Genomic DNA, 11,451 nt, shown 5'->3' on the forward strand with positions numbered 1-11,451 from the left:
CAGGACCGGCCGTGGGAGCGGTCACGGCCGGATGATGGCCATCCGGGTCACCGTGAACTCCTCGATGGCGAAGCGCGGCCCCTCGCGCCCGGCGCCCGAGTCCTTCACCCCTCCGTACGGCATGTTGTCGGCCCGGAAGCCCGGCACCTCGTTCACCACGACCCCGCCCGCCTCCAGCCGCTCGATCGCCGCGAACGCCGTCGCCAGCGACCCGGTGAAGACCGACAGGTGCAGGCCGTACCGGGACCTGTTGACGGTCTCGAAGGCCTCCTCGATGCCGTTCACGGTCCGCACGCACACCACGGGCCCGAAGATCTCCTCGTCCCACGCGGCCACCCCGTCGGGCACGTCGGCCAGCACGGCCGGCGCGATCGCCGTGCCCTCACGCGTCCCGCCCGTGACCAGTTCGGCCCCGGCCGCCACGGCCTCCTCCACCCACGACAGCACGCGCGCGGTGGACCGCTCGTCGATCAGCGCCGCCACCCTGGTCTCCGGCGAGCGCGGGTCGCCGACCACGACGTCCTTCATCCGCGCGGCCAGCAGGTCGAGGAACTCCGCCCGCACGCTCTCCTCGACGACGACCCGCTGGACCGAGATGCAGGCCTGCCCCGAGGCGTAGTAGCCGCCCCTGACCACCGCGTCGGCCGCGGCCGCCAAGTCGGCGTCGGCCGCCACGACGAGCGCCGCGTTCGATCCCAGCTCGAGGAGCACCTTGGTGGGCGCGGCGTTGCGCGCGATGGCGTGCCCGGCCGCGGCCGACCCGGTGAAGGAGACCGCGCCGATCCGCCGGTCCTCCACCAGCGCCCTGCCGACCTCGACGTCGCCGGTGACCAGCTGGACGGCGGCGGCCGGCAGCGCGCCGGTCGAGCGCAGCAGCTCAACCAGCCCGAGCGTCGCCAGCGGCGTCGAGGGGGCCGGCTTCACGATCACCGGGCAGCCCGCCGCCACCGCCGGTGCGATCTTGTGCGCGGCCAGCAGGAGGGGATAGTTGAAGCCGGTGATCCCGACCACCACCCCGATCGGCCGCCTGGTCCAGAACCCGACCAGCCCTTCGCCCGCGGGCAGCAGGTCCATCGGCACGGTCTCACCGTGCAGCCTGGCCACCTCCTCGGCCGCGGTGGCCAGCGTGACCAGCGTCCTGGCGACCTCGACCCGGCAGTCGACCAGCGGTTTGCCGGTCTCCAGCACCAGCAGCCGCTCGAACTCCGCCCTGCGCGCCGCCAGCGCGTCGTGCGCCCCGAGCAGCGCGGCGCGGCGGGCGTGCGAGGGCGTGCGCGCCATCGCGGGCGCCACGGCGAGCGCCTCGTCGACGGCTCTTCCGGCCAGCGCCACGGTGCCGACGGGCGCGTGCGCCACCGTCGTGCCGTCGTAGGGGAAGACGACCGGGGCGCTGTCGGCCACCGGCACCCACCCGTCTCCGATCGGAAGCCCCTCGGTCATGTCCGACCCCCTCATCCTCGCTTGCGCGCGCTCGGGAACACATCCAGGTACGCGGGCGCGCCCTCCCTGCCCGTCGCGTGCAGGACGGCGTGCGCGACCGCCCTGCTGAACACGTCGGCCCCGGCGGCCAGCACGTCGTGCAGCTCGGTGTCGGCGCCGGGCCGGCCGCGGGTGGACATCGCGAAGACGGTGTCGCCGTCGACCATCGTGTGCGCGGGCCTGATCGCCCTGGCCAGACCGTCGTGGGCCACTCCGGCCAGCTTGCCGCACTGGGCCTTGGACAGCGTGAGGTCGGTGGCCACGACGCCGATCGTGGTGTTGAACGACGGCGCCTTCACCGGCTGCCAGCGGGTGACCTCGTCGAGGTCGGGCTCGCCGATGTCGCCGAACTCGCCGGCCAGGCCGTACCTGGTGCCCGACAGCAGGCCGCTGCCGGGGTCGAGGACGGATCCGGCGGCGTTGACGACGGCGAGGGCGGCCACGGTGACGCCCGAGGGCAGGACGGCGCTCGCCGTCCCGACGCCGCCGGCCAGCCCGCCCGCCACCGCGCCGGTGCCCGCCCCGATGGACCCGTTGCGCGCCGGAGCGGCCGCGGCCGGGGCGAACGTGGCGGAGACGGACGAGGCGGACGGCGTGGCGGCGACGGCGGCGTCGTAGGCGGCGGCGCCCAGCTCGCCGTCCGGTGTGGCGCGGAAGCCGCCGCCGCGCCCCAGGTCGTAGATGACCGCCGAGGGCACGATGGGGACGACGCCGCCCGCCACCGGGAAGCCGATCCCCTCGTCGGCCAGGCGCTGCATGACACCGCAGGCGGCGCTCAGGCCGAAGGCGCTCCCGCCGGTCAGGACGATCGCGTGGACGCGCTCGACCAGGTTGCGCGGGTCGAGCAGCTCGGTCTCGCGGGTGCCGGGCGCCGCGCCTCGCACGTCGACGCCCGCCACGGCCCCCTCGGGCGGAGCCACGACGACGCTCACCCCGGTCAGGTACCCCTCGCCGACCCGCTGGGCGTGCCCGACCCTGAGCCCGGCGACGTCGGCCATCGAGTTCGTGGGCCCCGGCCGCATCGGGACGCTCCAGGCGTGGCCGGTGCGGCCGGTCACGCCGCGCCGCCGGACAGGAAGATCCGCGCCGCCTCGGCGAAGACGCGGGTGCAGCGGACGATCTCCTCGACCTCGACGTACTCGTCGGCCTGGTGCGCGATCCACTTGCCGCCGGGGCCGTAGACCACCGACGGGATGCCGCCCCAGTGCGTGAGCACGGTGCCGTCGGTGGAGCCCGGCACGCCGCCGTACACCGGCTCCTGCCCCGTGACCGCCGTGTGCGCGGCGGCGAGGGCGGTCACGACGGGATGGGTGACCGGCACGTCCACGGGAGGCCGGTCGACCAGGATCGTGACCTTCGCCTCGACGCCGTCGAAGACGGCCAGTTCCTCCACCCTGTCGGCCACCTCCTTGTGCGCGAGCCCAGGGACGGTCCGCACGTCGACGAAGACGGAGGCGGTGGCCGGGATGACGTTGACCTGCTCCTGCGAGCCCGCCTGGACGACCGTCGGGGTGACGTAGACCTCGCCGAGGTGCTCGTGCGCCGGATGGGCGGACTGGAGCGCGTCCTGGTAGGAGCGCAGGGCGACCAGCAGCGCGCCCACCGCCTGGATGGGATTGCGTCCGTGCTGCGGCATCGCGCCGTGGGCCATCTTGCCGGTGAAGTCGATCCGCAGCCGCAGCGCGCCCTTGGCGACGGCGCAGATCTCGCCCGCCTCCGGCTCGGCGACGATGGCCGCGTCCACGTCGGCGGACAGCTCGGAGCCGACGAAGCGGTGCGCGCCGATCATCAACCCTTCCTCGTCGGCCAGCGCGCACACCTTGATCCGTCCGGGGAACGGCCCGGCCAGCTGCACCGCCCGGGTGGCGTACAGCACCGCGGCGAGTCCCGACTTCATGTCGGCGCTGCCCCTCCCCCACAGCCTGCCGTCACGGATCTCCCCGCCGAACGGGTCCACCGTCCACTCCGACAGGTCGCCCTCGGTCACCACGTCGGTGTGGCCCTCGAACATCAGCGTCGGGCCCGCGCCGCCGCCGCCCTCGACGATGCCCACCACGTTCGGCCGCCCGGGCGCCGCCTCGTCGACGACGACGTCCCAGCCCCATTCCCGCATCCTGGCGGCCACCAGCTCGGCCGCCGGCAGCTCGTTGCGCCCTCTGGCCGGGTCGTTGGTGCTGGGGATGCGCACCAGCCGCTGGGTGAACTCCACGACTCCCCGGGCATCGATCTCGATCACAGCAGTCCCTCCAAGGTGGGTACGGCCTGCAGCAGCGTCCGCGTGTAGTCGTGCCGCGGGGCGGCCCAGACCTCGTCGACCAGGCCGCGCTCGACCACGGTGCCGCCGTGCATGACCGCGACGCTCTCGCAGACGTGCCGCACGACGGACAGGTCGTGCGACACGAAGATCAGGGTGAGCCCGTGCGTGTCGATGAGGTCGGCCAGCAGGTTGAGGATCTGGCCGCGGACGGACACGTCGAGGGCGCTGACGGGCTCGTCGGCCACCAGCACCTTGGGCCGGGGGGCCAGGGCGCGGGCGATGGCGATGCGCTGGCGCTGTCCGCCGGAGAACTGGTGGGGGTAGCGGTCGGCGGCCGAGGCGGGCAGGCCGACCTCCTCCAGGAGGGCGGCGACGCGTCCCTCGACGGGGCGGCCGAGGGCGACGAGCGGTTCGGCGATGATGTCGCGGACCTTCATCCTGGGGTCGAGCGAGCTCATCGGGTCCTGGAAGACGATCTGCAGGTCGTCGCGCAGGAAGCGCAGGTCACGCTCGCGGCGGCCGACGATCTGCCGGCCCTCGAAGGTGATCGAGCCGCTGGTCGGCCGGTCCAGCCCGCACAGCAGGCGCAGCAGCGTCGACTTGCCCGAGCCGGACTCGCCGACGATGCCGAACCGGTCGCCCCGCCGTACGTCGAGGGACACGCCGCGCAGGGCGTGCACCTCGGGCTTGAACAGCGAGGTGCGGTAGACCTTGGTGAGGTCGCGGGCCTCAATCACGGGGGTGCCAGCAGGCGTAGGCATGGCCGTTCCCTTCCAGCGTGGGCTCCTGCGCGCACGTCGGCAGGGCGTGCGCGCACCTGTTCCTGAAGACGCAGCCGTCGGGGAACTCGCCTGCGGCGGGCACGCTGCCGTTGATCGTGGGCAGGCGGGTGCCTCGGGGAGTGAGCCTGGAGGCGGCGATGAGGCCCTCGGTGTAGCGGTGGCGGGGGTCGGTGAACACCTCCCTGATGGGGCCGCTCTCGACGACGCGCCCGCCGTACATGACCAGGACCCGCGAGCAGACGGAGGCGACGACGGCCAGGTCGTGCGTGATGAACAGGACGGCGGGTGCGAGCTCGGCGATCAGCTCCAGCATCTGCTTCTGCACGGTGACGTCGAGCGCGGTGGTGGGTTCGTCGCAGATGAGCAGCGAGGGCTCGTTGGCCAGGGCGATGGCGAGCATGACGCGCTGGCGCTGGCCGCCGGACAGCTGGTGCGGGTAGGCGCGGGGGGCCTCGACGCCCACGCGGCGCAGCAGGTCGAGGGCGCGGGCCCGGGCCTCGGCGCGCGGCCTGCCGTGCAGGGTCATGACCTCGCGGACCTGCGCGCCGACGCGCATGGTGGGGTTGAGCGCGGTCATCGGCTCCTGGAAGACCATGGACACCACGCGGCCGCGCAGGTTCCTGACCCGCCTGTCGGGGACGCCGACCAGCGGGCGGTCCTCGAGGACTGCCGTCCCGGTGGCGGTGACGCCCTCGGGCAGCAGGCCCATCAGCGACAGCGCGGTCAGCGACTTGCCCGAGCCTGACTCGCCGATCAGGCCCACCCGCTCGCCGGGGGCGATGTCGAAGGACACCTGCCGCACCAGTTCCAGGTCGCCGGCACGGACGGTCAGGCCCTCAACGCTCAGCACCGATCCTCCTGAGCTTGGGGTCGAGGTGGTCGCGCAGCCCGTCGCCGAGCAGGTTGAAGCCGAGGACGGCCAGCGCGATGGCCAGGCCGGGCCACAGCGCCAGGCGCGGCGTGGAGAACAGCAGCTCCTGGGCCTCCTGCAGCATGCGGCCCCACGAGGGGGTCGGCGGCCTGGTGCCGAACCCGAGGAACGACAGCGCCGCCTCGGCCAGGATGGCGATGGCGAAGGACACCGACGCCTGCACGATGAGCATCGAGCCGATGTTCGGCAGCACGTGGCGGCCGGCGATGGCGAGGCGGCGCCGCCCGGCGGAGCGCGCGGCGAGGATGTAGTCGGTGACCATGACCTGCATGGTGGCGGCGCGGGCGACGCGGGCGAAGGCCGGCACGGTGGCGATGCCGATCGCGATCATGGCGGTGAGGGTGCCGGCTCCGTAGACGGCCCCGAGCATGACGGCCAGCAGCAGCGCGGGGAAGGCGAAGACGAGGTCGTTCACCCGCATGATGAGGTCGGACAGCCAGCCGCGAGGGGTCATGCCGGCGACCATGCCCAGCGGCGTGCCGACGAGCGCGGCGATGCCGACCGCGACGATGCCCACGTAGAGCGTGGTGCGCGCGCCGACCATGAGCTGGCTGAGGGTGTCGCGGCCGAACTTGTCGGTGCCGAGCAGGTAGTCGCCGCCCGGCGGGGCCAGCCGGTGCGCGGCGTCCACCAGCGTCGGGTCGTGCGGCGTCCACGCGAACGACACCAGCGCGGCCAGGACCGTGAGCCCGACCAGGACGGCCCCGGTGATCAGGTTTCCTCTCATCGCAACCTCGGATCGAGTACGGCGTAGGCGAGGTCGACCACGAAGTTGACCAGCAGGACGGCCACGACGAGCAGCATGACCACTCCCTGCACGAGCAGCAGGTCGCGCTGGGCGACGCCGTTCAGCAGCAGGTCGCCCAGGCCGGGGATGACGAAGACCCGCTCGACCACGACCGCTCCGATGAGCAGGGTGGCCAGCTGGAGCCCGAGCACGGTGACGACGGGGATGGCCGCGTTGCGCAGCCCGTGCCGCCACAGCGCGCCCATCCGCCCTCTGCCCTTGGCGCGGGCGGTGCGCAGGTAGTCCTCGCGCATCACGTCGAGGACGGCGCTGCGGACGTAGCGGGTGAGCAGGGCGCCCTGGACCAGCCCGAGCGACAGCCACGGCAGCAGCAGCGACCGGAACCACAGCGAGGGGTCCTCGGCGAAGGGGACGTAGCCGCCCGAGGGCAGCGCCTGGGCCTGCACCGCGAAGACGAACACCAGCAGGATGCCGGCCAGGAAGGCGGGGACGGCGACGCCGACCTGGCTGACGGCGCTGATGGCGGCGCCGAGGGGGTTGCGGTGGTGGACGGCGGCGAAGGTGCCGGCGGGGACAGCGACGAGCAGCGCGATCACCATGCCGCCGAGCACCAGCGCGAGCGTGACGCCGAGCCGGTCGGCGATCTGCGGCCCGATCGGCGAGCTGGTGACGTAGGAGGTGCCGAAGTCGCCGGTGGCCAGCCCGCCCACCCAGTCGGAGAACTGGGCGAGCGCGGGCCGGTCCGTGCCGAACTGCCTGCGCAACTCCGCGACGGCCTCCGGCGTGGCGTTGACGCCCAGGGCGACCTCCGCCGGGTCGCCGGGCAGCAGCGCCATGAAGGCGAAGACGACCACACCGGCGGCCGCGGTGCTCGCGAGGAGTACCGCGACCCGCCTGACCAGGAACCAGATCACTGCTTGGTGAGACCCGTGAAGTCGAAGGACTCGGCGATGGCGTTCTTCGGCAGGCCGGTGGTGATGTTCTTCTTGGCCACGATGAGGTTGGGGAACAGGAAGAGCCAGTCGGCCGCGGCGTCCTCGGACAGCAGCTTGGCGGCCTTCTTCAGGTCGTCCACCTGCTGCTGCTCCGACCCTTCGTCGGCCGAGGCGAGGAGCGCGCCGTACGCTGGGTTGTCGTAGTGGAAGTAGTAGGACTTGTCGGCGAAGATACCCAGGTCGCGGGGTTCGACGTGGTTGATGATGGACATGTCGTAGTCGCCCTGCTTGAACACCACGTCCAGCCAGCGGGCGGGGAACTCCAGCGGGTCGATCTCGGCGGTGATGCCGACCTGGGCCAGCTGCGACTTGACCACCTGCGCGGCGGCGACCGCGTACGGCAGGTTGGGGATGCGCATCTTCACCGTGTAGGTCCTGCCGCCGAGCAGCGCCTTGGCCTTGACCACGTCGTAGGGGTAGTCGCCGGTCCTGTCCTCGTACCAGGGGTCGGTGGGCGGCACCATGCTGCCGATCAGCTGGCCGCGTCCCGCCCACGCGGTGTCGAGCAGGGCCTTGTGGTCGATGGCGTGGCGGACGGCCTGCCGTACCTTCTTGTCGTTGAAGGGCGGGCGGGCGTTGTTCATCGACAGCACGACCTCGCCGTTGGTGGTGCCCTCGACGACCTGGAAGCGGTTGGGGTCGGCGAACTGGGCGAGCGACTCGGGCGCCTGGACGGCGGAGATGACGTCGATGCCGCCGGTGAGCAGCGCGTTGTTCATCGCCGTGGCGTCCTTGAAGTACTTCAGGGTGATCCGGGAGACCTGCGGCTTGGGACCCCAGTACGTGTCGTTGGCGACGAGCTGGATGGAGTCGCCGCGCCGCCACGAGCCGAGCTGGTAGGGGCCGGTGCCGACGGGCTTGTTGGCCAGGTCGGCGACGCCGGTGCGGCTGAACATCGCGCCGAGCCTGGTGGCCATGGCGTACATCCAGCCGTTGCTCGGCCGCTTGAGCGTGACCACGGCGGTGTGGTCGTCCTTCTTCTCCACCGTGTCGACGACGTCCATCTGGGTCTTGATCTTCAGCTTCCAGTCGGACTTGACCCTGTCGATGGAGAAGATCACGTCGTCGGCGGTGAAGGGGGCACCGTTGGTGAAGGTCACGCCCTTGCGGAGGGTGAAGGTGTAGGTCCTGCGGTCGGACGAGACGTCCCATTTCTCGGCCAGCAGCGGCTGGATCCTGCCGTCCTGGTCGAGCTTGACCAGGCCCTCGTAGACGTTGACCAGCAGCGCCTGCGGGATCGCCGCGCCCTCGGTGGCGGTGAAGTCGAGGTTGGCCGGTTCGGCGACGAAGCCGACGGCCAGAGTGGAGGGCTGCGAGCTCACCGGCCCGGCGCCACGGTCGCCCGCGCCGTCGCCGCCACCGCCGCCGCATGCCGTGCTGAGAAGGAGCCCGCCGAGGGCGACCCAGATGCCGATGCGCCTCATGCCTCAAGCCTCCTGGCTAGTGCACTGGTCTGACCAGTAGGCTACGCACACTGCCAGCCCAGGACTTTTCGGTCAAGAGGGGGCGTTGATGGGCGGACCTCAGTTCGAGCCCGTGCGAACCGTGCGCGCGTACGAGCGTGTCGTCGAGCAGGTCGAGCACGCCGTCGAGCGCGGTGAGCTGCGGCCGGGCGAGCGGCTGCCCAGCGAGCGGGAGCTGATGGTGCAGTTCTCGGTCAGCCGGTCGACCGTGCGCGAGGCGTTGCGCGTGCTGCAGGCGCGCGGCCTGGTCAGGTCGCGTCCCGGCGACCCGAACGGCGCCGAGGTCCTGCCGTTCACCCCGGCCGCGCTGCACAAGTCGATGACCACCCTGGCGAGGGTGGAGGAGCTGTCGCTCGCCGAACTGGTGCAGTTCCGGATGGTGCTGGAGGGCGCGGCCTACCTGCTGGCCGCCAGGCTGCGCACCCCCGCGCAGCTGGCGGAGATGGACGAGGCGGTCGCCCGCATGCGGGCCGCCGACGGCTACGAGTCGTTCAGCGCCGCCGACGTCGACTTCCACGACGCCGTGGCACGGGCCAGCGGCAACAAGCTGATCCAGATCTGCAGCGACGTGGTCCGCTCCATCGTGCTCGACCTCATCGCCGACAAGATCAGGGCGCCGGAGCAGCGGCTGCGCAGCATCGCCCACCACGAGGAGGCGCTGGCCGCCGTCCGCACGGGCGATGGCCCGCTGGCCGCGCGGCTGGCCCGGCAGGCGCTCAGCGACTTCTACTCCCCCTACCTGCCCGCGGGGGCGCTGGAGGAGCTGCTGGAGTAGACCGGCAGCCCGATCCGGAACAGCGCGCCCCCGCCCGGCGGCGAGGCGGCGCTGATCGTGCCGCCGTGCGCCTCCGTCAGCGCCGCGGCGATCGACAGGCCGAGCCCGGTGCCGCCGGAGTCGAGCCCCCGGGCGGGGTCCGGCGCGGTAGAAGCAAGCAGGTCGTCGGCCACGGGCCGGCGGGAGCAGCCGGTCGGGGTGCGCGGCGACCAGTACGTGCAGATCGAAACCGGCCTGAACGACCGCGACCAGGTGGTGCTGGGCGAGAGCGGCACGGGCGAGTTCCCCGACGGGAGCCGGCCCGAGGGCTGACAGCGAGCGTTCAGCCGGCTGCCAGGCTTCCCCAGGTAACCGCTTTGTCATATTTTGCGGGCATGCTGGCGCCGTGAGACTCGACCTGCGGGGGCGGATGGACCGGCTCGGCCTCATGGCGCCCTCGATCATCCAGTGCGCGCTGGCGGCCGCGGTGGCCTGGCTGGTGGCCAAGGACCTGCTCGGCCACGCGCGCCCGTTCTTCGCGCCGATCGCCGTGGTGCTCTGCATCGGCGTCGGGCTCGGCGCCCGGCTGCGCCGGGTGGCCGAACTGGTGGTCGGCGTCGGGCTCGGCGTCGGCGTGGGCGACCTGCTGATCTCCCGGATCGGGTCGGGGCCGTGGCAGATCGCGCTCGTCGTCGCGCTGGCCATGGTGGTGGCGGTGCTCCTGGACAGCGGTTCACTGATCGTGCTGCAGGCGGGCTCGTCGGCCGTGCTCGTCGCCACCCTGCTGCCGCCCTCCGGCACCGGCGGCCTGGACCGGATGGTGGACGCCCTGCTCGGCGGCGTCCTCGGCATCGCGGCGGTGGCGCTGATGCCGCCCAGCACCACCACCATCGTGCACCGGCACGCCGCCGCGGCCCTGGACGCGCTGGCCGCGGCGCTCGACGACACCGCCGAGGCGCTGGAGAAGTCGGACCCCGACCTGGCGGCGGCGGCGCTCGAGGAGGCGCGCGGCACCCAGAAGTCGGTCGAACTGTTCGCCGAGGCCCTGCAGACCAGCAGGGAGATCACCGTGATCTCCCCGCTGGGCCGCAGGCGGCGGCGGGAGCTGCTGCGGAGGTACGAGACCGCGGCCACGCCCGTCGACCACGCCCTGCGCAACGCCCGCGTCCTGGCCCGCCGCGCGCTGGTCGCCCTCGACCAGGGCCTGGCCGTCCCGGACTGGCTGCCCGGCGCGCTGCGCGCCCTGGCGGCCGCCGTCCGGCTGCTGTGCGACGAGCTTGCCTCGGGCCGCGACGCGCTGGAAGCGCGGCAGGCCCTTGTCCGGGTGGCGGCGGCGCCCACGGGAGACAGCGAAGGGTTCACGGCCGGGGTGCTGGTCGCGCAATTCCGGTCGATCGTCATCGACCTGCTCCAGGCGACCGGCACGACCCGCGAGGAGGCCGTCGCCGCCCTCCCGCCCCTCGCCGACTGACCCGCCCCACCGCGGCAGCCGAGCCCTTACACTCGTCGCGCATGCGACTGAAGGTGATCTTCACACTGTTCGCGCTCTACGCCGTCACGGCCGCGCCCGAGTTCCTGCCCGGCGAGGGGCGGGTGATCCTGCAGCCCGCGACGGCTGACGCGGTGGAGGTCTACTGTCAGCCCGTTTCCCCCGTGCTCCGCAGGTCTTACGAGGGCATCGGGCCGTTCCAGCGCCCCTTCCGGATCACGCCCCTGCCACGGCCGGCGGAGAACAGCCACGCCGCACTGACCGCGCTGATGGAGGAGGAGCCTGGGCCGATCAGCGAATCAGCGGTCGTGGCGATGGGGATCAGGCCGGAGCTCAACCGGGTCGTCCTGAGAGCGAACGCCTTCGACCAAGGCGATGCCGGAGCGGCACGTCCGAGCCGTCCGGCGAATATCTTCATACGGATTCGATCCCTGAAGAAACCTTTAAGGAGAATGACCCGAACCCTGGACAGACAGTTGGGGCCGGGTGAAAATCCGATCGTCAATCGAAGATCGTGGAGACGCCGGGCGGGTGGCCCGTCCCGCGCGTAACC

Annotated in this window: 12 protein-coding genes; 3 read left to right on the top strand and 9 right to left on the bottom strand. The window is 72.7% G+C overall.

What is annotated here, in order from left to right; genetic code table 11:
• Positions 1-21: 21 nt before the first annotated feature.
• The 8 genes from ACWDLG_RS22540 to ACWDLG_RS22575 are packed head-to-tail and all read right to left on the bottom strand — an operon-like array spanning position 22 to position 8,616.
• The gene (locus ACWDLG_RS22540) at positions 22-1,440 is read right to left on the bottom strand and encodes an aldehyde dehydrogenase family protein (RefSeq protein ID WP_449922704.1); all 1,419 of its coding nucleotides are present in this window, start codon (positions 1,438-1,440) and stop codon (positions 22-24) included.
• Between the two features lie 11 nt (positions 1,441-1,451).
• Positions 1,452-2,537 carry a P1 family peptidase gene (locus ACWDLG_RS22545; RefSeq protein WP_449922706.1) on the bottom strand — a complete coding sequence of 362 codons (1,086 nt, stop codon included), beginning with the start codon at positions 2,535-2,537 and terminating at the stop codon, positions 1,452-1,454.
• A complete protein-coding gene (locus tag ACWDLG_RS22550; RefSeq protein WP_449922708.1) occupies positions 2,534-3,715 on the bottom strand; it encodes a M20 family metallopeptidase in 1,182 nt (393 codons plus the stop codon). Before ACWDLG_RS22550 ends, ACWDLG_RS22545 begins: the two co-directional genes overlap by 4 nt.
• Positions 3,712-4,497, bottom strand: a complete 786-nt coding sequence (locus ACWDLG_RS22555) for an ABC transporter ATP-binding protein (RefSeq protein WP_449922710.1) — start codon at positions 4,495-4,497, stop codon at positions 3,712-3,714. Before ACWDLG_RS22555 ends, ACWDLG_RS22550 begins: the two co-directional genes overlap by 4 nt.
• Entirely contained in the window at positions 4,466-5,368 is a 903-nt protein-coding gene (locus ACWDLG_RS22560) for an ABC transporter ATP-binding protein (protein WP_449922712.1), read from the bottom strand. Before ACWDLG_RS22560 ends, ACWDLG_RS22555 begins: the two co-directional genes overlap by 32 nt.
• Entirely contained in the window at positions 5,355-6,176 is an 822-nt protein-coding gene (locus tag ACWDLG_RS22565; RefSeq protein ID WP_354913417.1) for an ABC transporter permease, read from the bottom strand. Before ACWDLG_RS22565 ends, ACWDLG_RS22560 begins: the two co-directional genes overlap by 14 nt.
• On the bottom strand, positions 6,173-7,111 hold the full coding sequence (locus tag ACWDLG_RS22570) for an ABC transporter permease (protein WP_449922714.1): 939 nt from the start codon (positions 7,109-7,111) through the stop codon (positions 6,173-6,175). The genes ACWDLG_RS22565 and ACWDLG_RS22570 overlap by 4 nt, the downstream gene beginning before the upstream one ends.
• Positions 7,108-8,616 (bottom strand): ABC transporter substrate-binding protein, encoded by a 1,509-nt coding sequence (locus ACWDLG_RS22575; RefSeq protein ID WP_449922716.1) that lies wholly within the window; start codon positions 8,614-8,616, stop codon positions 7,108-7,110. Before ACWDLG_RS22575 ends, ACWDLG_RS22570 begins: the two co-directional genes overlap by 4 nt.
• Positions 8,617-8,728: 112 nt before the next feature.
• Between ACWDLG_RS22575 and ACWDLG_RS22580 the strand changes: the two genes are divergently transcribed.
• Positions 8,729-9,430: a FadR/GntR family transcriptional regulator gene (locus ACWDLG_RS22580; protein WP_449922718.1), complete on the top strand. Its 702-nt coding sequence runs from the start codon at positions 8,729-8,731 to the stop codon at positions 9,428-9,430.
• Here ACWDLG_RS22580 and ACWDLG_RS22585 read toward each other — a convergent pair.
• Positions 9,391-9,603 carry an ATP-binding protein gene (locus ACWDLG_RS22585; RefSeq protein WP_449922720.1) on the bottom strand — a complete coding sequence of 71 codons (213 nt, stop codon included), beginning with the start codon at positions 9,601-9,603 and terminating at the stop codon, positions 9,391-9,393. The two genes, ACWDLG_RS22580 and ACWDLG_RS22585, sit on opposite strands and share 40 nt — an antisense overlap.
• 212 nt (positions 9,604-9,815) lie before the next feature.
• On the opposite strand from ACWDLG_RS22585, the gene ACWDLG_RS22590 reads away from it, so the two are divergent.
• Together ACWDLG_RS22590 and ACWDLG_RS22595 are read left to right on the top strand one after the other, a co-directional pair.
• The gene (locus ACWDLG_RS22590) at positions 9,816-10,880 is read left to right on the top strand and encodes an FUSC family protein (protein WP_449922722.1); all 1,065 of its coding nucleotides are present in this window, start codon (positions 9,816-9,818) and stop codon (positions 10,878-10,880) included.
• Positions 10,881-10,921: 41 nt separating this feature from the next.
• On the top strand, positions 10,922-11,449 hold the full coding sequence (locus tag ACWDLG_RS22595) for a hypothetical protein (RefSeq protein WP_449922724.1): 528 nt from the start codon (positions 10,922-10,924) through the stop codon (positions 11,447-11,449).
• The last annotated feature ends 2 nt before the right edge of the window (positions 11,450-11,451 follow it).

The organism is Nonomuraea sp. NPDC003727, from assembly GCF_053586935.1.

Coding starts and splice junctions, on each gene's coding strand:
- ACWDLG_RS22540 (WP_449922704.1), bottom strand. CDS start 1,440: ATGACCGAGGGGCTTCCGATCGGAGACGGGTGGGTGCCGGTGGCCGAC.
- ACWDLG_RS22555 (WP_449922710.1), bottom strand. CDS start 4,497: ATGCCTACGCCTGCTGGCACCCCCGTGATTGAGGCCCGCGACCTCACC.
- ACWDLG_RS22565 (WP_354913417.1), bottom strand. CDS start 6,176: ATGAGAGGAAACCTGATCACCGGGGCCGTCCTGGTCGGGCTCACGGTC.
- ACWDLG_RS22575 (WP_449922716.1), bottom strand. CDS start 8,616: ATGAGGCGCATCGGCATCTGGGTCGCCCTCGGCGGGCTCCTTCTCAGC.
- ACWDLG_RS22595 (WP_449922724.1), top strand. CDS start 10,922: ATGCGACTGAAGGTGATCTTCACACTGTTCGCGCTCTACGCCGTCACG.